The following is an 18615-nucleotide window of genomic DNA, read 5'->3' as shown; positions in this document are numbered from 1 at the left end:
AACTCAATCATGCTTCGCTGGGCCGCTTCTGAGCGACCCCTTGACGCGGCCGCAGCTTTCCGTCGGGGTCGAGGGTTGCCAGCATGCGCCCAGTTATGCGGGCAAGGTCGGCCACATCGGCAGCGTCGAGTGGGGCGATGACGTTGCGGATCACCGTCGACACGTGCCCCGGAGCCGTGGCCACGACCTTCTGCCAGCCCTGCTCGGTGAGCTTCGCATTGGTCGCCCGCCGGTCTGCCGCGCACGGCAGCCGACTGATGTAGCCGCGGCCCTCGAGCCGCGATACCACGTGCGAGAGCCGGGGCAGCGTCGAGTTCGTGGCGGCCGCGAGCGCAGTCATGCGGAGGGTCTTCTCCGGAGCCTCTGAGAGCATCGCAAGCGTGAAGTACTCGAAGTGGGTGAGGTCGGCGTCGTGCTGCAACTGCGTGTCGAGCACGCCGGGCAGCAGCTCGACCACCGCAATGAAGTTCACCCAGGCGGCAGCTTCGTCATCGCTCAGCCACCGCTCGTGGTTCGTGTCGCTGGTCATGAGAACAGTCTATCCAGTTGGTTTACGCAACAACTGTTCGAAAGTGCGGCAATCGTCGAGCAGCCGGGGTCGACTACGACGCGAGAAAGGCTGCGGCTCGGGCACCCCAGGTCTGAACATCCGAACTCGTCGTCGACACAACCAGCTCAGAGTTCGGTATCAGTTCGGCCAACTTCTCAGCCGTTGACACCGGATGCCCGGGGTCGCCGGCCCACGCCAGAATCAGTGTGGGCTGCGTGATGCCGCTCAACGCCTCGAACGGAGGAAGATCAGACTGACCGGCCCCCCTGAACACCGTGGGCAGCAGCGAGATGTCAATGTCGGGAACGGCACCGAACTCGGGCAGATCAGCGAAGATCTCCGGCAGCGGCACCGAAGCGAACAGCTCGACGAGTTCGTCGGGTGTGCCCTTCTCGATGACATCGGCCATCTGGTTGTACATGCCGGCTTGGCCGGCGCGCGTCTGCCATGCGGTCGGCGGAGCGCTCAAGACGAGCCGGTCGAACCGGCCGGGCAGATGCGTGACGGCGTGCAGCAGGGTGCCGGTTCCCATCGACAGGCCGATACCGGCCACGGGCGCCTCGGGTGAGAAGTGGTCTGCCACCGCGAGAAGGTCGAGCGCCAGCTTCGACCAGTGGTACTCCTCGGCCGACCTGCCGCCGCTCGATTCGCCGTGCCCGCGGGCATCGTATGAGACGAGCCGCCGATGCCCGCCTTGACCCACGGCGGTGTAGTCGCCCACCCCGGAGCGCAGCGTCGATGCTCGGCTCGACGTCAGCCCATGCGCGCTGATCGCCAGCGGCAGATTCTCAGCGCCGAAGTCGGTGAAACCGAGCCGCGCGCCGCGCACATCGAGAGAGGAGGAGGTTGCCGGAATGCTCACGAGAGACCCTTTCGTCTCTCGCAATCTACCCCTTCGACAGTTTCGAGGGCCACCAGATGGCGCGGCCCACGTCGTACGACAGTGCCGGCACGAGCAGCGAGCGCACGAGGAACGTGTCGAGCAGCACACCGAACGCCACGATGAACGCGATCTGCACCAGGAACAGAATCGGCACCACGCCGAGGGCCGCGAAAGTGGCCGCCAGCACGATCCCGGCCGATGTGATCACGCCGCCGGTCGCCCCGAGCCCGCGCAGAATGCCGGGCCTCGTACCCCTCACCAGCGACTCCTCTCGCACCCTCGTCATGAGAAAGATGTTGTAGTCGACCCCGAGGGCCACCAGAAACACGAACCCGAACAGCGGCACCGACGGGTCGGCGCCCGCGAAGTTGAACAGGTGGTTGAAGACGAACGCCGAGATGCCGAGCGTGGCCGCGTACGACAGCACCACCGTGCCCACGAGCAGCAGCGGCGCCACAATCGAACGCAGCAGCAGAAACAGCACCACCAGAATGACGAGCAGCACGATCGGGATGATCGTGACCAGGTCGCGCTGGGCAGTGGTGTTCGTGTCGAGGCTCAGCGCGGTCGTACCGCCCACGAGTGAGCCGGGGGCCGCGGTGCCGAGGCGGGCGCGCAGGTCGCTCACCACACCGGCCGCCTCGTCGGAGTCGGGTTGCGCCGTGAGCGTGGCCTCGATGAGCACCTGGTCGCCGACGACGACGGGGGCAGGTGTGGGCGTGGCTGTCGGCGTGGCTGTCGGCGTGGCTGTCGGCGTGGCTGTCGGCGTGGCCGCGCTGCCCTTCGCGGCGCTGCCGCCCTGCGTTCCCGAGTAGACGTACGCGCCGGTCAGGCCGGGCGTGGCCGCTGTCGCGGCGAGCGCCGCAGCCGCCTGCGTCTGGCTCGTCACGACGATCACCGGGCTGCCACTGCCGGCGTCGAAGTGCTGGGCGAGGGCTTTCTGGCCGTCGACCGACTGCGACGCCGAGAGCAGCAAGTCGGTCTGCGGCACCCCGCTCGCACTCAGCTGCAGCAGCCCCAGGCTGAACACTCCGAGAAGCAGCGCCGTGGCCACCCAGGTGACCCGCGGGCGGCGGGCGATCAGGCGGCCCAGGGCGGCCCACACCCGTCCGATCGTGACGACATCGGCGGCCGCCCGGGCATCCGGAGCCGCACCGTCATCCGGAGCCGCACCGTCATACTGAGCCGCACCCACATACTTCGGGCGGAACGGCCAGAACGCAGCCCGCCCCGTGAGCACCAGCAGCGCCGGCAGCGCGGTGAGCGCCGACAGCAGGGAGAAGAGAATGGCGATCGCCGCCACCGGCCCCAACCCCTTGTTCGAGTTGAGGTCGGAGAAGAGCAGGCAGAGCACCGCCAGAATAACGGTGGCCGCCGACGCGGCAATGGGCTCGACCGCTCGGCGAAGCGCTACGCGCATGGCCTCCCACGCCGTCTGCTCGGTGAACAGGGCCTCCCTGTAGCGCGAAACCAGTAGCAGCGAGTAGTCGGTGGCGGCGCCGATCGCCAGAATCGCCAGGATGCCCCGGCTCTGGCCCGTCACCGTCACCCACCCGGCTTTGGCCACGAAGTAGACGAGCAGAATGCTGCCCGTGAGCGCGAACGCCGACGTCAGCAGCACCAGTACCGGCAACAGCAGCGAGCGGTACACGAGCAGCAGAATGAAGAACACGGCCGCGAGCGCGACGAGCAGCAGAATGCCGTCGATGCCTGCGAACCCGGCGCCGAAGTCTGCGCCGAGCGCCGACGGCCCGGTCACGTAGCCGGTCAGCCCGGGCTCCGGATGCGCGGTCAACACGCTTCGCAACGCTGCGATCACCGTGCTGCCGTCGGCCGCCTGGTCGACCGAGACGAACACCTCGAGCGCCTTGCCGTCGCTCGAGGGCACCCCGGGCGACGCGCTCTTCACTCCGGACACCGCCTGGAACGCTGTTATCTGCGTGGCCACCGCAGCCTGGTCTGCGGGGGTGATACCCGCATCCCGCGTGTAGAGCACAATGGCCGGAATCGTGTCAGAGCCGAAGAACTGCGTCTGAAGCGCCTGCACCTTGGTCGACTCGGCGCTGGCCGGCAGGTACGAGCTCTGGTTGTTGTTCGTCACCTCGCCGATCGTGCCGAAAGTGGGCCCGCCCTGCGACGACACGAAGACCCAGAGGCCTACGAGTACCAGCGGAAGAACGATGCGCAGCCAGCGCGGCGGAAGTGTGCGTTTCACGGGCATCACCATACCCACCCGCGGGGGCCCCGGCCAGCCCGTAGACAGGGGGCCGATAGCCTTGACAGATGCCCACCACCCGCAGAGAACCCCTGTCGACGCGCGCGCTCAACGCGCGGGGGCGCCTGCCGCTTGCGGTGCAGCTCCGAAACCCGGCGCTGCTCGGCACCGAGGCGCTGGCCGGGCTGGTGACGACCCTCGCGCTCATCCCCGAGGTCATCTCGTTCTCGATCATCGCCGGGGTCGACCCGATCAACAGCCTGGTGGCCTCGGTGGTGCTGGCGCTGAGCATGTCGGTGCTCGGCGGGCGTTCGGCTATGGTGACCGCTGCGGCCGGGTCGGTGGCGCTGGTGGTGGCGCCGATGGTGAAGTCGAACGGGGTGGAATACCTGTTGCCGACGGTGATCGTTGCGGGGGTCATCCAGATCGCCTTCGGAGCGACCGGGCTGTCGAAGCTCATGCGTTACATTCCGCGATCGGTGATGCTGGGCTTCGTGAATGCCCTCGGCATTCTCATCTTCGCCGCCCAGGTACCGCACCTTCTGAACGTGCCGTGGCCGGTGTACCCGCTGTTCGCGCTGACATTCGCCATCATCTGGCTGTTCCCGAAGATCACGAAGGTGGTGCCGGCTCCGCTCGTCGCGATCGTTGCGGTGACCGCCCTCACTGTGGCGTTCGGCATCGCGGTGCCCACGGTCGGAGACGAGGGCGCCATCTCGGGGGGCCTGCCCGGGTTCACGCCGTTCGGGGTGCCGTTCGACCTCGCGACGCTGGGCATCATCGCGCCCACCGCCATCGCCGTCGCCTTCGTGGGGCTCATCGAAACGCTGCTGACCGCCAAGCTGGTCGACGACCTCACCGACAGCCCGTCGTCGAAGACGCGCGAGTCGTGGGCTCTCGGCGTGGCCAATGTGATGGCCGGCTTCTGGGGCGGCGTGGCGGGCTGCGCCATGATCGGGCAGACCGTGGTGAACGTGAAGATCGGCCGCGCCCGCACGCGGCTGTCGACCATCGCGGCGGGGCTCTTTCTCCTTCTGCTCGTCGCCGTGCTGTCGGGAGCCATGGCGCGCATTCCGATGGTCGCCCTCGCCGCGGTCATGATGATCGTGGCCGTGCGCACGGTGAACTGGGGCAGCGTGCGCCCGCGCGTGATCCGCCGAATGCCGGTGCCTGAGACGGCGGTGATGGTGGTGACGGTGGTCGTGGTGGTGGCCACGGGCAATCTGGCCATCGGGGTGGGAGTCGGGGTGCTGCTGGCGAGCATCCTGTTGCTGCGGCGGGTCGCCGGGCACCGCTCGGTGACGCGCGAACTGTCGGCCGACGGCTCGAAGGCGCATTATCGCGTGGGCGGCTCACTGTTCTTCGCGTCGAGCAACGATCTGCCCGAGCACTTCTCGTACGCCGCCGACCCCGCGCTGGTGGTCATCGACCTCAGCGATTCACACATCTGGGACGCCTCGACCGTCGCGGTGCTCGACGCCATCGAGGCCAAGTACCACGCCATCGGTACGTCTGTCGAAGTGCGGGGGCTGGATGCCCGCAGCGGGGCCCTGCGCGAGCAACTGTCGGGGCACCTCAACGACGCGCCCGAGTAGGCGGCGGCAGGGCAGCGTGTGCCGGCTGCTGCCGGCACATCACTACTCGTCCACAGGCCCGCATTTCGGCATGGGTAGTTCACACCATCGACGCGAGCGGCGCCTCTCGCTACTGTGAAGCCAGCGGAGGCACCCGGCCCCGCCCCGAACGGGAGGTTCGACATGGCCGAAGGGTTCGTGGGCGCCGATGTCGACCAGCTGCGAGAACTCGCCAAGCACATGAGCGCGGCAAGCCAGAACCTCGGCAGCGCCGAATCGCAGCTCACCGCCCTTGTGGCGGTGAGCCGGTGGCAGGGCCCGGATGCCCAACAGTTCGTCTCGCACTGGCACTCCACCTACCGCGGCAGCATCACCGCGGCCGCGCGTTCCCTCGAACAGCGCTCGACCGAGCTCGCGCGCCAAGCCGACGAGCAGCAACGCACCAGCACGAACGACGGGGGCGGCGCAGGCGGGGCTGGGGGTACGGGCGTGACAGGTACGGCAGCCCGCGGCAGCGACTCCGCCAGTGCCGCGGCCGAGGCCCGGCTCGAGTCGTACGCGGCCGACAATAACGCCGACCCGAAGGCCGTGGCGAAGTGGTGGGCCGGGCTGACCGCGGCCGAGCAGAAAGAGCTTCGCCTCGAGCATCCACAGCTCGTCGGCTCACTCGAAGGGGTGCGCTACGCTGACCGCGACGTGGCCAACCGCGCCGTGCTCGACACCGGCATCGCAGCCGCGAAGGCGTCCGGTGACACGACCACTCTGAAATACCTCGAGTCGGTCGAGAAGTCGCTGAAAGGGCAGGTCGACCCTCCGTACCAGCTGATCAGTGTCACCTCGGGGCCGCCGCCACTCGCCGCGATCTCTGTCGGCGACCTCGACAAGGCGAAGTACGCATCATTCGTCATCCCCGGCATGGGCAGCAACAGCGCCGGCACGCCCACCGGTCTCACCGGCGCGGCGCGCGACCTGTGGCAGCAGGAGCATCGCGACGCCATCAGCAACGGTCTCTCGAAACAGATCGCCGTTGTGGCGTGGATGAACTACGACTCACCAGAAGTGCCCTCCGTCGACAACAAAGACCTCGCCGTATTGGCGAACGACTCGGCCAACCTTGGCGGTTCGCGGCTCGAGAAAGCGCTGCTCGGGTACGACGCGACGCTGAACGCGCAGGATGGCCGGGGCAGCGACTCCTCGCGCCTCAGCGTCGTCGGGCATTCGTACGGCTCCACCACCGCCGCCGTGGCCCTCACCGACATTCGGCCGGGCGTCGTCGACTCGTTCACCACCGTCGGCTCCGCGGGTGTGGCACCGACTTTCGCCGGGGCCGGGTCGATCCACGTGCCCGGCGGTAGCGTGTACGCCATGCAGGCCGACGAGAAGATTCCGTTCGCGGCCATCGGCACGCTCGGCTCGGGGCGCGAGTCGCCCACCTCGCTGTTCTACGGCGCCGACGTGCTGAGTGCCGATTCGGGCAGCGCGGGAGGCGTCGCCACGAGCTCGACCACGGTGCACGATCTGACCACCGCTTCGTCGAGCGACGACCGCGGCTACCTCAGCCCGGGCACCACCTCCCAGTCGAACGTGGCGTACGTCAACCTCGGGCTCGCCGCCAAGGCCCAGCGACCGGGCTGGTGGTGATGGCGAGTGGGCGGGTGCCCGCGGCCTGGCGTGCTGCCCTCCTCATCGCGGCGGCCGTGAGTACGGTTGTCGCGCTGGCGGCGTGCGCCGGGTTCGCGGGCAATCCCCCGCCCGGCGCATCCACAGATTCATCCACACGTTCATCCACAACCGCGCCTGTATCCCCGGAGGTTCGCATGACACCCGACGAAGCCATCGCAGCCCTCGCAGGGTCGTTCGACGAGGTCGAACCCCTCGTCGGCGGCACCTGGCAAAAACTCGACGACCCCGCCCCGAGAGCGTGCGAACAGCCCGGGGGGCAGCCGGGCATCCGGTTCAACGCCTACCGCTTCTCAGAAGAGCCGGTGGCCGACCGCCAGCATGCGTTCGACCTCGTCTCAGCCCATTGGCACTCACTCGGGTACGCCCTCACCTCCCGGGAGGAGACCGTAGCCGCGCCCATTCTGCGGCTGTTCGCCACCACCCCCGACGGCCGCAACCTGCAGTTCAGCGCCGCCGATGCCGCCCTCACCCTCGAGGGCCTGAGCGCCTGTGTGACCGATCCCGCGGCGTGAGTGCGTTCAGTCGGCGGGAACGTAGGTCAGAATCGCCACTCCGCTCTGAGTGATCAGACTGCTGGTGAGCTTCAGGTCGATTGGCACGGCCCCGTCGGCGAACAAGCGTTTGCGGAGCCCCACAACAACGGGGTAGATCATGAAGCGGTACTCATCGATGAGGTTGTGCGCGCTCAGAAGGCGAAACAGGTCGGCGCTGCAGTTCAGCAGCAGCGTGTCGTCTGCGGTCGCCTTCAGCGCCGCCACGGCCTCGGCGATGTCGCCACGCAGAAAGGTGGCGTTCCACTCTGGCTGACTCGTCGACGTCGTTGCCACGTACTTCGGCAGCGAATTCATACGCTCGCCGAAGCCCGCTTCGTCGCCCTCCATCGACGGCCATGCGGCGCGAAACCCGTCGTACGTGACGCGCCCGAGCAGCAGAGCGTCAGCGCCGAACAGGTTGTTCATCTGAAACGTGGCGACCTCGTCGTTGAAGTAGGGGCCGCTCCAGCCCGGCTCTTCCATGACCCCGTCGCGCGAGAGGTATTCCACAGCAACGATTCGGGTCATCGGGTCTCCTTTCGGGAGCGCCGCAGAACTGCGGGCGCGTCGGGATGCTGCCATCCAAGCACACAAGCGGCGCACGGCGACGGGGTATTTGCCGCCCTAAAATAGACGACTATGACCTCCTCTCTTACTGAGACCGACCTCGCCCGCCTTCGAGACGCCATCGCCGTATCGAAGAATTCGGTGGAGCACGGCAACCACCCCTTCGGTGCCGTCCTCGTCGATGCCGCCGGCACTGTCGTGCTCGAGGCCGAGAACACCGTGGTGACGGGCAACGACTGCACCGGTCACGCCGAGACGAACCTCGTGCGCCTGGCCTGGCAGGCCTTCGGCCCCGAGAAGCTCGCCGAATACTCTCTCTACACAAGCTGCGAGCCGTGCGCCATGTGCTCAGGCGCCATCTACTGGTCGGGCATCAGTCGCATGGTCTTCGCGATGAGCGAGGCCGAGCTGGGCGAGATCACCGGCGACCACGTCGAGAACCCCACAATGTCGCTCACCAGCAGCGTGGTCTTGAACAGCGGCCAGCGTGAAATCGTGGTGCTCGGGCCGGCTCTGAGCGCTGAGGCTCGCGAGGCGCACGCAGGTTTCTGGAGCTGACACGCAAACCGAGTCGCCGATGGCTCCGAATGTGTGAAGTCACATAATGTGCTTAGTGGGTGCGAACTATTCGGGCGCGCAGCTGCGGGGCAGTCGGAGATGATCGGTTGTGGGAAGCATCATGTACGGCCATCCGCAGGCCACCCTGAAATTCGACGATCGTGTTCTGGCGCATCTGCGCGTCGTGATCGTCGCGAAACTGCGACGAAGCGAGCCGTTCACCCTGCAGTTCGGCACCGAGTCACGCACCACCGCGGGCAGCACCGTTGTGTGGTTCCACCCCTCGATTCCGCTGCAGTTCACGTTTTCGGGTGGGCGAGAGGTTCGACTCAACCGCGCCTGGATCGACGAGATGATGCTCGGCGCAAGCAGCAATGGGGGCCTCGTGCTCGGCTCCGAACCCGAACTGACTGCGTTGCCCGCGACCACCGTCGCAGAGTGATCGCGCGCCTGACGGCTCCGTAGCGCTCGGGCGGGCATCGCGCCACCCCGTGCGGGCGCGGGCGGGGCACGGCAGAATTCTCCTATGTCGAGCCGAGCACCCATCGAGGAGAAGACCTGCCGCTCGTGTGGGCGCCGCATCGAGTGGCGCAAGAAGTGGGAGCACAACTGGGACGAGGTTGCGTACTGCAGCGACGCGTGTCGTCGACGCAGGGTGACGTCGTCTGACGTGGCGCTCGAGGAGGGCATCCGGTCGCTGCTCAACAGCCGGGCGGCGAGCTCGAGCATCTGCCCGTCAGACGTCGCCCGGGCCACCGACCCCGACGGCTGGCGCGAGCTCATGGAACCGGTGCGCCGAGCTGCCCGCCGCATGGTGGCCGCGGGCGAGGTCGAGATCACCCAGGGTGGCTCTGTGGTCGACCCTTCGACCGCGAAAGGCCCCATTCGTATTCGCAAGCGCCGCAGCTGAGGCGACCGTCGCACGCCACCCGTCGACCTTCACAGGTTCGGCGCGCACACTGAACACATGGATGCGACTCGGCGCCTGATGTTCTGGCTGAAAGTGCCCTACGCGGCCGATGTCGCGCTGGTGCTCATCGGCGTGGGCCTGCTGCTGGGATCGATGAGCGTGGGCTGGTGGGTGTTGGTGTTCGCGGCCGTTCGCGCCGCGGTCGGCACCGTCGCGCTCGTCTGGTTGGCGCCGCGGATGATCGCTCGACGCACGCTCGAAACACCACCCGACCAGGGCTAGTGCCCCACGCGGCCGAGCGCCGGCGGCTACGCGTCGAACTCGACCTCGACCCGGCGCACGGGATCACTCATCGCGGCTGCCGAGTGCAGCAGGTACGACGGAACACTCTCAGCGTCGAACCAGTCAGAAACAGCACCGGCAGAGACGAAGGGCGGGCGTGACAGGCTCGACTCACCGACAGCCTGGTGTAGCTCTGAATTCATATGCATGGAGACAATATAGACCACGCGGGGTCACGCCTCACCTTTAAATGGCCTGCCGGTGCCAGCCGAGCGATCAGCGGCGCGCGCGGGTCACGCGACCGCGACCGAAGATGAGCCACAGAATCGAGCCGAGCAGCGAGAGGAAGAATGCCACCAGGATCCACACGAACTTGCCCACAGCGCCGTGGTTGGGGTTCTGGGCGATCGACACCACGGTCACCACGAAGATGATGAGGCCGACGAGGGTGAATCCTGCGCTGATCGGTTCCATTCGAGCGTCTCTCTTCTGCGCACGACGGCGCTCCACCCCAAACTAGCCGAAAGCGCGGTGACTCACGCCGCGCCGATCGACTGCCGGTACACGCTGAGCCCCGTGTAGGCGAGCGCGAGCAGGGGCACCGATACACCGAGGGCGCCGGCACGGTTCACGAAGTCACCCACGATCTGCTCGCTTTCGACGTCGAGGCCCTGAGCGAGGTCGCGGTAGAGCGAGGTGGTGAACGGCGATCCCGGCTCGGTGAGGGTGGCGAGGGCGCGATCACGTGCAACCTGGTCTAGCGCAAAGCCCGCGGCAGCGGCGATGGAGAACGACTCTTCTGCGATACCGCGGGCGACGTCGGCGCCCCCGGGGGCGGCCACGATGAATCCGACGGGGCCGCGCAGAAGAGTGGTGAGAGCACCGCCGGCAGCGAGCAGCACCCACTTCTGCCAGAGCGCCTGCTCGATCGACGGTGCGACGCTCGCCGAGAAGCCGGCGTCACTGAAGGCGGAGTGCAGGGCGAGCATCCGGTCGCTCACCGGCTCACCCGGTGCCGCACCGAATTCGCCGAAGATGACGGCGGCGCCGGGGCCGATCTGCTCGATGACGCCCTCGCTGAGTTGGGCAGCGATGAAGCAGAGGCCGCCGACGATGCGCTCGGCGCCGAAACGTTCGCGCAGCACATCGAAGTGGCGCAAGCCGTTGAGCACCGGCAGAATCACGGTGGTGGGGCCAATGGCCGGTGCAATGTCGCTGAGAACCTGCTCGAGACCGTACGCCTTCACCGAGAGCAGCACCACGTCGTATGCGTCGTCGAGCTGGTCGGCCGTGACGGTCTTCGGCGTGTGAGAGAACGGCTCGTCACGGAACGGCCGGATGCTCAACCCCTCTGCCCGCAGAACCTCAGCCCGTTTCGGCCGCACCAAGAACGTCACGTCGCGACCCGCACGCGCCAGCTGCGCCCCGAAGAACCCACCGACCGCGCCGGCACCCACCACCAGAATGCGCATGGCGCCACCCTTTCGTCACCTCGAACCTATCGCGCTGCCCGGCCGAGGCGCTCTCGGGGCGGCCGCCCGTGTCATTCGGCGTCAGGCGCGGTCGTTCAATCACTATTCGGCGAGCAGGGCCTGGTCGTCAGTCGACAGAACAATCAGCTGAACGAGCCCCCAATTGCCGGCGTGGTTCGGTGCTGCCACAAGGTGGTCTTGCCAGTCTTCGACGTACTCGCGGAGCAACTCGACCATCTCGGTGATGGCGTGGTATAGCTCCCCCCGGTGGCATGGACTACATGCGTCCCCATCGCGCCCGCGCACCGAGGTAGACGCCGTAGGCGATCAGCCCGAGGCCGACCACGACGAGGATGACCACCCCGAACGGCAGCGCGGCGAGCGCCTTGAGCGCTCCGTCGAGCCCGGTGGCCTTCGACGGGTCGACCGTGAATGCCGCAACGACGAACAACACGCCCACTACCGCGAGCGACACACCCTTTGCGATGTAGCCCACCACGCCCACGGCGACCACGGCAGACCCGGTCGGCGGCGCAGGAAGAGTGAGATCATCCGTGAACTTCCGCGTGATGCCGCGAACGACGAAGAACACGCCGATGCCCACGACGACCAGCCCGATCACCACCAGCAGAAACACCCCACCCGGCGTCGAGAGCACCTTCGCACTCAGCGACGTGCTCGAATTCGACGAGCTCGACGATCCGCCCCGCGCGAACGTCAGCGCCGTCACACCAATGGCCACGTACGCGATGGCCTTACCCACCTGCGACGCCCTCTTACCCCAGCGCTTCTTCGCGTCGGTCTCGCTCACCAGAAGGCCCTGGATGATCTGCCACAGCGCGAGAGCGAACAGCCCCACGACCACGACCCAGAGCAGGGCCGCGCCGAGGGGGTTCTGCGCCAGCTGACCGAGAGCGCCAGACTGGTCGGCTTCTCCACCTCCGTTACCGCCGGCGCTGCCGCCACCGCCTGCACCACCCCCTCCTCCCACTGCCACCGAGATGGCGGCGAACCCGATCAGTACGTGCAGGAGGCCATTCACGGCGAATCCCGTGCGCGCGAGGATGCGGAGCGGGCGAGAGTTGTGCGCCTCACGGGCGGCATTCGAAGCAGTGCGGGCGGGCATCCACCCAGCGTATGGTCGACCGCGAAACAGGGCGAGAGGCTTGCGTGAACCAGCCTGGCTGTGCAGGCTCTAGGCTTAACCGGAGTGCGCGAGCGCGCAGACGTGAACGAGGAGCGTATTCAGATGGTTGACAACATTGTGGTCAGGTCTCCTGGCGCACCCCTGCCGAAGCCGCTTGCCGGGCTGGCAACTGTGCTGATGTGGGCCGTCGGAATCGTGCTGTGGAGCATTGCGCACCTCATTGTCGACCCTCGCGCCGGTGCCTTCGCTGTCGACACTGCACTGGTGCTGGTTGCCGTCGGTTTTGCTCTGTTGTTCGTCGACTACACGCGTACCGCCGTGCGTGCGATGCTGTTCGGTCTCGTGGGCATCGCGCTCTTCGCGCTGGTCGACTTCGCCGACCTCACGGTGTTCGTTTACATGCTGCGCATCATCGTTCCGCTGTTCGCGCTGATGATGCCGGTCAACCGCATCGCCAACGGGTTCCGCATCTTCGCCTAGCACCCAGCCGGCGAGCGGGTGCCAGCAGCCCGATGCGAGACGGGCCGAGCGGAGTACGAGACAATCTCGCCGAGCCCGGCCCACCTGAACTCAGTGCCCGGCCGGCACGCCTTCGGGCAACTCCGAGTCGGCCGGCTTCTTCACGAAGAACGCCACCACGATGGCCCCGAGCGAGATGATCGCTCCGATCGTGAATGCAGCTCGCACACCCGACGCCTGCGCCAGAATCGGGTCTGACCCCGTAACGACGAGCCGGGTCGCCTGCGAGGCCATGATGGTCACGAACAGTGCCGTTCCCGCCGCCCCCGCCACCTGCTGAACCGTGCCGACGACGGCCGACCCGTGCGAGTAGAGCGCGGGCTTCAGCGAACCGAGGCTCGCCGTGAACAGCGGCGTGAACATGAGCGCCAGGCCCACACTCAGCACGATATGTGCCACCAGCAGCTGCCAGATGGGGGTTGTGCTCGTCACCTGCGTCAGACTCCACAGCACAACGCTCACGATGATCGAGCCCGGAATGAGCAGCATCTTCGGCCCGCGCTTGTCGTACAGGCGGCCCACCACGGGGGCGAGCGCCCCCATCACGAGCCCGCCCGGCAGCAGCAGCAGTCCGGTGCTGAGGGTGTCGAGCTTCAGAACGTTCTGCATGTACAGGGGCAGGATGATCAGGGTGCCGAACAGCGCCATCATGCTGATTGCGAACATGACGATCGACAGCGTGAAATTCTTCGAGGTGAAGGTGCGGAGGTCGAGCAGAGCGCGATCGGTGCGCTGCAACTGAAGTTGGCGCAGCACGAAGAGCGCGAGCGCCACAAGACCGACGACGAGCGGCGCCCAACTGGGCATCCACCCTGTCGTCGTCGAACCGACCGTGGTGAGCCCGTAGACGAGCCCGCCGAAGCCGATGGCCGAGAGAACGACCGACAGCACGTCGAACGGCGCACGCCGGGGTGTGGTGACGTTCGGAATCTTGAGGGCGCCCACCACGAGAGCGGCGACGGCGATGGGCAGCACGAGCCAGAACATCCAGCGCCAGTCGAGAACGTTCAGAATGAGACCCGAGATGGTGGGGCCGATGGCCGGGGCGACCGAGATGACAATCGAGATGTTGCCCATGGTGCGCCCGCGCGACGCCGGCGGCACCAGCGTCATGACCGTGGTCATGAGCAGCGGCATCATGATGGCCGTGCCGCACGCCTGAATGACACGGCCGACGAGCAGCACCTCGAAGCCGGGCGCGGTGGCAGCGATGAGCGTGCCCACGCTGAAGAACAGCATCGACGCGATGTAGACCGGCCGCGTATTGAACCGCTGCAGCAGAAAACCGGTGATCGGAATGACAACGGCCATGGTGAGCATGAACGCCGTCGTGACCCACTGGGCCGACTCGGCCGGAATGTTGAAGCTCGCCATGAGGTGCGGCAGCGCCACGCTCATGATGGTCTCGTTCAGAATGACGATGAACGCGCTGACCAGCAGAATGCCGATGACGAGCTTGTTGCGGGCACCGAGTCGTGCGTCTTCGAGGCTGTCGGGCGAGACCGAACCGCTGGGGGCGGCAGGGCCGCGAAGGTCGGGGAGGGTGTTTTTTTCAGACACCGGTGCTCCTGTCGTTACAAGCGGTCGTGGGAAAGTCACGCAGCAGGGCGCGAAGGTGCTTCTGGGCAAAGCTGCTGCGGCCCGGTATTATTCCGCCCCCGCAGATGTATACGTCGTCTACATTAGTGCATTGCGGGCCGACCTGCTAGAGCAGACTGCGGGCAAAACAGAGCGAGCCCGCCGAATCGACGTAATAGCCGAATTTCGCAATCGGTCGATAGCCTTCACGTTCGTAGAACCGCACCGCATCGGGCTGCGCGGGCCCCGTTTCGAGCTTGAGCGTGTGAAGACCGAGCCCGCGGGCTTCGTCTTCGAGCGCGCGCAGAATGGCCGTCGAGACGCCGGTACCGCGCGCAGACTGCGTCACGAACATCCGCTTGATCTCGGCCTCGCCCCTACCGAGCAGGCGAAGGGCGCCGCACCCCACCGCGGCACCGGATGCGTCGCGAGCCACGAGAAAAATCGCGATGTCATCGGCAGACGGCTTGGTTCCGGGCTCGGTGTCGGCGCCGTACCGGGTGTCGAGTTCTGCGCGTTGCGCCGACCGCAGGGCTTCGGCATCGGGGTCGGCCCAGTCTGTGCGGAGGATGGTTGTCGTCACGCCTCCAATTCTGGCGCACGGCACCGACACTCCCGCGCTTGGCCGGAGGGGAGGGGGTTTCCCGCTCCCCGCCGTCGCCCTAGGCTCGAAGGGTGAGTACGCCCTCGATCGCCATTCGCCGCACCACCGAACTCGACTGGCGCCAGGTTCGCGCCCTCCGTCTCGAGATGCTTGCCGACACGCCCCTCGCGTTCGGCGAGACCGTCGAGGCCGCGGGTCAGCTCGACGAGAACGTCTGGCGGGAGCGGGCCCGTCGGGGCGAGTCGCCCGTCGGCATCGCCCTGGCCGCCATCAGCACAGACAAGTCGGGGGCCGAGTGTTGGGTGGGCACGATGGGCGGCTACCGCGACCCGTCCGTCGGCTCAATGCTGGTGGGGGTGTACGTGAGCCCCGGGTTTCGGGGAACCGCTGCGGGCGTGACCGATCTGCTGTTGAGCGGCATCGAAGACTGGGCCCGAGCCGCGGGCGACGTTCTCACCCTGCACGTGCACACCGAGAATGCACGTGCGGTGGCGGCGTACGAGCGCCGCGGGTATCGGGCGACCGGGCGACTTTTTCCGTACATCCTGAACCCGCACCAGCGCGAGATGGAGATGAAGAAGACGCTATGAAGTGCAGGCGGTGATCTTCAGTACGAGCAGCTCCCAGCCGTCGGCGAGGCGCTGCATGGAGATGTGCTCGGCGCGGTTCTCGTAGAGGATCAGCGTTGCCTCGAGCGCCGCGAGAAGGGTGAACGACGCCACTTCGATGTCGCCGTCGAAACCCGCCTGCTTCAGCAGGATACGCAGGTGAAGAAGGCCGACGGCGCGGGCCGGCGACGAATACCGCTCGTCGCCGATCTCCTCTGAGGCGCGAAGAAGGTCGCCCTGGATGCTCAGCAGTTCTATTCGCTCGCGGCCGTAGGCGATGAGGCGGGTGACGGCATCAGCGCTGATGGCGGCGCCGGCGCCGGGGCCGAGTGGTGGCGGGCCACTCATGAAGCGGCGCTGAAAGTCAGACTCGATCTCGTTCAGCATCTCGCGCAGCAGACCCGTGCGCGAACCGAACCGGCGAAAGATGGTGCCCTTGCCGAGGCCGGCTTCCCGGGCCAACTTGTCCATCGTGAGGCCCTCGACTCCGCTTTCGTCGAGGATGCGCCGAGCCGTGTCGAGAAGGAGAGCGTGGTTGCGGGTAGCGTCGGCGCGACGCGGCCCCGGACCGGCGGGTCCGTTCGGGAGGAGGTGCAGCCGAGCATCCATTCTCAGACGGTAGCACGCACGATTCAACAGAGTTCATCGCAGTTCGGCAGAGACGGGAATAAACGGACTGCAGTCCGGTTTACTCCAGTGCACACCCACCCTGTCGCATGAGGCGACGCCCGTTCACATCTTGAGGAGCACCATGTCAGACACCTCCATTCTCGTTCTCGTCGGCAGCCTGCGCGCAGGCTCGACCAATCGCCAGCTCGCCGAGGCAGCCGTCGGCGTTGCGCCTGAGGGCGTCGACATCACCATCTTTGAAGGCCTCGGAGATCTGCCCTTCTACAACGAAGACATCGATGTCGAAGGCTCAGTGCCCGCTGCCGCGACGAAGTTCCGCGAGGCCGTCGCCGCTGCCGACGCCGTTCTCGTCGCGACCCCCGAGCACAACGGAACCATCCCCGCCGTGCTGAAGAATGCCATCGACTGGGCTTCACGCCCGTTCGGCGCGAGCCCCATCTCGGGCAAGCCGGTCTCGGTCATCGGCAGCGCATACGGCCAGTTCGGCGGCGTGTGGGCGCAAGACGAGGCCCGCAAGTCGTTCGGCATCGCCGGCGCGTCGGTTCTCGAAGAGATCAAGCTCTCCATCCCCGGTTCGGTCGTTCGGTTCGCCGAACTGCACCCGAAAGACGACGCCGAGGTTGCGGCCCAGCTGGCCGATGTCGTGCGTGACGTTGCGGCTGCCGTGTCGGCTGAGGTTGCGGCGTAGTCGCTGGGTTCCCTCTCCCTGCGGCTCGTACCGATTCACGAGAACCGCCCCGCTGCTCGATTGTCGACCGGCGGGGCGGTTCTGCGTCTGCGTCGCCTTCGCGGGCGCGCCGCGTGCCTGAAGCGCTCGTTGAGGTACGCCTTTTGGCCGTTTAGCGCCGCGCGACTGCCACTCGACACCGACTCCGCCATCGAGCAGCGCGTCATGACTCTCATCGGCACGGCCAGCCGTCGCCAGCTGTGGTGGTTTCTGCTCGACGCAAATGACGTGCAGCTGCCCGTCGTCTTTCCCATCGATGACCTGCCGCGAGAGCCCGATCTCCTGCATCTCGACGAACTGGGCGCCCACATCGCAGCCATCCTCGAGGTAACCGGTGGCAAGCAACTGGTGGCCGTGTGGGAGCGCCCCGGCCGCGGCCGACTCGAGCCCGCCGATGCCCGCTGGGCCCGTGCCCTGGCTCACACCTGCGAGCGAAACGCTGTTCGCCTGCGCGCCCAACTCCTCAGCCACACACGCGGCGTCTGCCTCCTCGCCCCCTCCGACTTCGCGTCAGGTCAAGCGCATCCCACCGCGGATTCCCCGTCAGCCGCAACACCGTTCCCGACGGGTGGTCCGCCAGCACACGACCGCATGGAGCCCCCTCCAACAGGGTCGTCGGCGCGCAACGGCTCGCCGCCCTGATTCGAACTCGAATGACGGCCGAAGAATGCCGCCAGCTACGCCCCCAGCCGCTTCCAATACGGCCGAAACTGAATACTGATGCGCGGCCCCACCGCCTGCTTGGTCTTCAGGATGGCGTGTTCGTGGGTGCGCTGGCAGCTGCCGCCCATCACTACGAGGTCTCCGTGCCCCACCGGGAACCGCTTGGTCTCTCCCCCACCCTTCGGGCGCAACGACAGGGTGCGTGCCGCACCGACCGAAACGATGGCGACCATCGTGTCGCGGTTGATGGCACGCCCGACACGATCGCCGTGCCACGCAACACTGTCGTCTCCCGTGCGGTAGAAACAGAGCCCTGCCGTCTCGAAGACCTGGTCTTTCGGTCGGCCGTAGTGATCATTCAGGTCGCGCTGTGCGCGCTCGAGCACCGCGTCGGGCAGCTCGAATCCCGGCCCGAACCATGAGACCAGCCGCGGAACCTCAACCACCCGCTCATACATCTCGCGCTTGTCGGCCTGCCAGGGCACCCGCTGCGCCAGCCGCTCGAACAGTGCATCGGAGTTGGTCACCCACCCCGGCCGCACATCGAGCCACGCTCCCTCACCCAGCTCGACACGTGTAACAGACCCACCCAATTCTTCGAGCTCAGGCTCGGCGCTGAGGTCATCGAACAGCGAAGCTTGAAATGAAAGGCTCATGCCCAAACCCTACAGACATTCGAACACATGTACTAGTCGCCCATTCGCTCATGGCCCTCCGCTCAACCCTCTCCACGCTCTCCCCAGCCCTCTTCCCCCTCTCCCCCTCTCTCTTTACCACCATCTTTAACGCCGATTTCGACTCCACGATGCTGCGCGCGGGCCCGCTCGCTCAGTAGTATCGGAGGCAGACAGGCCATCGACCCCCTCGGGGTGGTGCAAGCGTCGACGTGCGAGTGAAGTTGCCACGGCGGAG

Annotated in this window: 24 protein-coding genes; 11 read left to right on the top strand and 13 right to left on the bottom strand. The window is 66.9% G+C overall.

Going from position 1 to position 18615, the window contains the following annotated elements; all coding sequences use genetic code 11:
• Nucleotides 1-7 precede the first annotated feature (7 nt).
• The 3 genes from D4765_RS00650 to D4765_RS00640 form a co-directional block, all read right to left on the bottom strand.
• Nucleotides 8-529, bottom strand: a complete 522-nt coding sequence (locus D4765_RS00650; protein WP_136640282.1) for a MarR family winged helix-turn-helix transcriptional regulator — start codon at nucleotides 527-529, stop codon at nucleotides 8-10.
• 73 nt (nucleotides 530-602) lie between these two features.
• Nucleotides 603-1412 carry an alpha/beta fold hydrolase gene (locus D4765_RS00645; protein WP_201799188.1) on the bottom strand — a complete coding sequence of 270 codons (810 nt, stop codon included), beginning with the start codon at nucleotides 1410-1412 and terminating at the stop codon, nucleotides 603-605.
• 25 nt (nucleotides 1413-1437) lie between these two features.
• The gene (locus D4765_RS00640) at nucleotides 1438-3648 is read right to left on the bottom strand and encodes an MMPL family transporter (RefSeq protein WP_420824516.1); all 2211 of its coding nucleotides are present in this window, start codon (nucleotides 3646-3648) and stop codon (nucleotides 1438-1440) included.
• 68 nt (nucleotides 3649-3716) lie between these two features.
• Between D4765_RS00640 and D4765_RS00635 the strand changes: the two genes are divergently transcribed.
• The 3 genes from D4765_RS00635 to D4765_RS00625 all read left to right on the top strand — a co-directional run bounded on the left by D4765_RS00635 (nucleotide 3717) and on the right by D4765_RS00625 (nucleotide 7417).
• The gene (locus D4765_RS00635; protein WP_136640280.1) at nucleotides 3717-5243 is read left to right on the top strand and encodes a SulP family inorganic anion transporter; all 1527 of its coding nucleotides are present in this window, start codon (nucleotides 3717-3719) and stop codon (nucleotides 5241-5243) included.
• A gap of 162 nt (nucleotides 5244-5405) precedes the next feature.
• Entirely contained in the window at nucleotides 5406-6863 is a 1458-nt protein-coding gene (locus D4765_RS00630) for an alpha/beta hydrolase (protein WP_136640279.1), read from the top strand.
• A 176-nt stretch (nucleotides 6864-7039) separates the two neighbouring features.
• A complete protein-coding gene (locus D4765_RS00625; RefSeq protein WP_136640278.1) occupies nucleotides 7040-7417 on the top strand; it encodes a hypothetical protein in 378 nt (125 codons plus the stop codon).
• 6 nt (nucleotides 7418-7423) lie between these two features.
• On the opposite strand, the gene D4765_RS00620 is transcribed toward D4765_RS00625, so the two are convergent.
• A complete protein-coding gene (locus tag D4765_RS00620; protein ID WP_136640277.1) occupies nucleotides 7424-7966 on the bottom strand; it encodes a dihydrofolate reductase family protein in 543 nt (180 codons plus the stop codon).
• Nucleotides 7967-8077: 111 nt separating this feature from the next.
• Here D4765_RS00620 and D4765_RS00615 point away from each other — a divergent pair, with 111 nt between their 5' ends.
• From D4765_RS00615 to D4765_RS00600, 4 genes are all read left to right on the top strand, one after another.
• Nucleotides 8078-8563 (top strand): nucleoside deaminase, encoded by a 486-nt coding sequence (locus D4765_RS00615; RefSeq protein WP_136640276.1) that lies wholly within the window; start codon nucleotides 8078-8080, stop codon nucleotides 8561-8563.
• A gap of 109 nt (nucleotides 8564-8672) precedes the next feature.
• A complete protein-coding gene (locus D4765_RS00610; protein WP_237280189.1) occupies nucleotides 8673-9005 on the top strand; it encodes a DUF7882 family protein in 333 nt (110 codons plus the stop codon).
• Nucleotides 9006-9089: 84 nt separating this feature from the next.
• A complete protein-coding gene (locus tag D4765_RS00605) occupies nucleotides 9090-9473 on the top strand; it encodes a DUF2256 and DUF3253 domain-containing protein (protein ID WP_136640275.1) in 384 nt (127 codons plus the stop codon).
• Nucleotides 9474-9530: 57 nt separating this feature from the next.
• A complete protein-coding gene (locus D4765_RS00600) occupies nucleotides 9531-9755 on the top strand; it encodes a hypothetical protein (RefSeq protein WP_136640274.1) in 225 nt (74 codons plus the stop codon).
• 26 nt (nucleotides 9756-9781) lie between these two features.
• On the opposite strand, the gene D4765_RS00595 is transcribed toward D4765_RS00600, so the two are convergent.
• From D4765_RS00595 to D4765_RS00575, 5 genes are all read right to left on the bottom strand, one after another.
• The gene (locus tag D4765_RS00595; RefSeq protein ID WP_136640273.1) at nucleotides 9782-9964 is read right to left on the bottom strand and encodes a hypothetical protein; all 183 of its coding nucleotides are present in this window, start codon (nucleotides 9962-9964) and stop codon (nucleotides 9782-9784) included.
• Between the two features lie 67 nt (nucleotides 9965-10031).
• A complete protein-coding gene (locus tag D4765_RS00590) occupies nucleotides 10032-10229 on the bottom strand; it encodes a PLDc N-terminal domain-containing protein (protein ID WP_136640272.1) in 198 nt (65 codons plus the stop codon).
• 62 nt (nucleotides 10230-10291) lie between these two features.
• The gene (locus D4765_RS00585; protein WP_136640271.1) at nucleotides 10292-11227 is read right to left on the bottom strand and encodes a 2-dehydropantoate 2-reductase; all 936 of its coding nucleotides are present in this window, start codon (nucleotides 11225-11227) and stop codon (nucleotides 10292-10294) included.
• A gap of 102 nt (nucleotides 11228-11329) precedes the next feature.
• Complete coding sequence (locus D4765_RS19920; protein WP_272898600.1) at nucleotides 11330-11464, bottom strand: hypothetical protein; 135 nt, start codon at nucleotides 11462-11464, stop codon at nucleotides 11330-11332.
• 40 nt (nucleotides 11465-11504) lie between these two features.
• On the bottom strand, nucleotides 11505-12353 hold the full coding sequence (locus tag D4765_RS00575; RefSeq protein ID WP_136640269.1) for a DUF1206 domain-containing protein: 849 nt from the start codon (nucleotides 12351-12353) through the stop codon (nucleotides 11505-11507).
• Between the two features lie 123 nt (nucleotides 12354-12476).
• On the opposite strand from D4765_RS00575, the gene D4765_RS00570 reads away from it, so the two are divergent.
• Nucleotides 12477-12854, top strand: coding sequence for a hypothetical protein (locus D4765_RS00570; RefSeq protein WP_136640268.1), 378 nt, complete (start codon nucleotides 12477-12479; stop codon nucleotides 12852-12854).
• A 90-nt stretch (nucleotides 12855-12944) separates the two neighbouring features.
• Here the strand turns inward: D4765_RS00570 and D4765_RS00565 are convergent, their stop codons facing one another.
• Nucleotides 12945-14453 carry an MDR family MFS transporter gene (locus tag D4765_RS00565; RefSeq protein WP_136640267.1) on the bottom strand — a complete coding sequence of 503 codons (1509 nt, stop codon included), beginning with the start codon at nucleotides 14451-14453 and terminating at the stop codon, nucleotides 12945-12947.
• A gap of 145 nt (nucleotides 14454-14598) precedes the next feature.
• Nucleotides 14599-15054: a GNAT family N-acetyltransferase gene (locus tag D4765_RS00560; RefSeq protein WP_136640266.1), complete on the bottom strand. Its 456-nt coding sequence runs from the start codon at nucleotides 15052-15054 to the stop codon at nucleotides 14599-14601.
• 92 nt (nucleotides 15055-15146) lie between these two features.
• Between D4765_RS00560 and D4765_RS00555 the strand changes: the two genes are divergently transcribed.
• Entirely contained in the window at nucleotides 15147-15665 is a 519-nt protein-coding gene (locus D4765_RS00555; RefSeq protein ID WP_237280188.1) for a GNAT family N-acetyltransferase, read from the top strand.
• Here D4765_RS00555 and D4765_RS00550 read toward each other — a convergent pair.
• On the bottom strand, nucleotides 15660-16292 hold the full coding sequence (locus D4765_RS00550) for a TetR/AcrR family transcriptional regulator (protein ID WP_136640265.1): 633 nt from the start codon (nucleotides 16290-16292) through the stop codon (nucleotides 15660-15662). The two genes, D4765_RS00555 and D4765_RS00550, sit on opposite strands and share 6 nt — an antisense overlap.
• 142 nt (nucleotides 16293-16434) lie before the next feature.
• Here D4765_RS00550 and D4765_RS00545 point away from each other — a divergent pair, with 142 nt between their 5' ends.
• On the top strand, nucleotides 16435-17001 hold the full coding sequence (locus D4765_RS00545; protein ID WP_136640264.1) for an NAD(P)H-dependent oxidoreductase: 567 nt from the start codon (nucleotides 16435-16437) through the stop codon (nucleotides 16999-17001).
• 204 nt (nucleotides 17002-17205) lie between these two features.
• A complete protein-coding gene (locus D4765_RS00540) occupies nucleotides 17206-17682 on the top strand; it encodes a hypothetical protein (protein ID WP_136640263.1) in 477 nt (158 codons plus the stop codon).
• A gap of 35 nt (nucleotides 17683-17717) precedes the next feature.
• On the opposite strand, the gene D4765_RS00535 is transcribed toward D4765_RS00540, so the two are convergent.
• The gene (locus D4765_RS00535) at nucleotides 17718-18359 is read right to left on the bottom strand and encodes an alpha-ketoglutarate-dependent dioxygenase AlkB (RefSeq protein WP_136640262.1); all 642 of its coding nucleotides are present in this window, start codon (nucleotides 18357-18359) and stop codon (nucleotides 17718-17720) included.
• Nucleotides 18360-18615: the final 256 nt, after the last annotated feature.

This window comes from Subtercola vilae, from assembly GCF_004923255.1.
Taxonomy (GTDB): Bacteria; Actinomycetota; Actinomycetes; order Actinomycetales; family Microbacteriaceae; genus Subtercola; species Subtercola vilae.
The sequence above is the reverse complement of the archived record's forward strand: the minus strand, read 5'-3'. Positions and strand labels throughout refer to the sequence as shown.

Excerpts from the sequence above, each read along its gene's own strand:
- D4765_RS00650 (WP_136640282.1), bottom strand. The coding sequence starts at position 529 with ATGACCAGCGACACGAACCACGAGCGGTGGCTGAGCGATGACGAAGCT.
- D4765_RS00635 (WP_136640280.1), top strand. The coding sequence starts at position 3,717 with ATGCCCACCACCCGCAGAGAACCCCTGTCGACGCGCGCGCTCAACGCG.
- D4765_RS00630 (WP_136640279.1), top strand. The coding sequence starts at position 5,406 with ATGGCCGAAGGGTTCGTGGGCGCCGATGTCGACCAGCTGCGAGAACTC.
- D4765_RS00625 (WP_136640278.1), top strand. The coding sequence starts at position 7,040 with ATGACACCCGACGAAGCCATCGCAGCCCTCGCAGGGTCGTTCGACGAG.
- D4765_RS00620 (WP_136640277.1), bottom strand. The coding sequence starts at position 7,966 with ATGACCCGAATCGTTGCTGTGGAATACCTCTCGCGCGACGGGGTCATG.
- D4765_RS00615 (WP_136640276.1), top strand. The coding sequence starts at position 8,078 with ATGACCTCCTCTCTTACTGAGACCGACCTCGCCCGCCTTCGAGACGCC.
- D4765_RS00605 (WP_136640275.1), top strand. The coding sequence starts at position 9,090 with ATGTCGAGCCGAGCACCCATCGAGGAGAAGACCTGCCGCTCGTGTGGG.
- D4765_RS00600 (WP_136640274.1), top strand. The coding sequence starts at position 9,531 with ATGGATGCGACTCGGCGCCTGATGTTCTGGCTGAAAGTGCCCTACGCG.
- D4765_RS00595 (WP_136640273.1), bottom strand. The coding sequence starts at position 9,964 with ATGCATATGAATTCAGAGCTACACCAGGCTGTCGGTGAGTCGAGCCTG.
- D4765_RS00590 (WP_136640272.1), bottom strand. The coding sequence starts at position 10,229 with ATGGAACCGATCAGCGCAGGATTCACCCTCGTCGGCCTCATCATCTTC.
- D4765_RS00585 (WP_136640271.1), bottom strand. The coding sequence starts at position 11,227 with ATGCGCATTCTGGTGGTGGGTGCCGGCGCGGTCGGTGGGTTCTTCGGG.
- D4765_RS19920 (WP_272898600.1), bottom strand. The coding sequence starts at position 11,464 with ATGGTCGAGTTGCTCCGCGAGTACGTCGAAGACTGGCAAGACCACCTT.
- D4765_RS00575 (WP_136640269.1), bottom strand. The coding sequence starts at position 12,353 with ATGCCCGCCCGCACTGCTTCGAATGCCGCCCGTGAGGCGCACAACTCT.
- D4765_RS00570 (WP_136640268.1), top strand. The coding sequence starts at position 12,477 with ATGGTTGACAACATTGTGGTCAGGTCTCCTGGCGCACCCCTGCCGAAG.
- D4765_RS00550 (WP_136640265.1), bottom strand. The coding sequence starts at position 16,292 with ATGGATGCTCGGCTGCACCTCCTCCCGAACGGACCCGCCGGTCCGGGG.
- D4765_RS00545 (WP_136640264.1), top strand. The coding sequence starts at position 16,435 with ATGTCAGACACCTCCATTCTCGTTCTCGTCGGCAGCCTGCGCGCAGGC.
- D4765_RS00540 (WP_136640263.1), top strand. The coding sequence starts at position 17,206 with ATGACTCTCATCGGCACGGCCAGCCGTCGCCAGCTGTGGTGGTTTCTG.
- D4765_RS00535 (WP_136640262.1), bottom strand. The coding sequence starts at position 18,359 with ATGAGCCTTTCATTTCAAGCTTCGCTGTTCGATGACCTCAGCGCCGAG.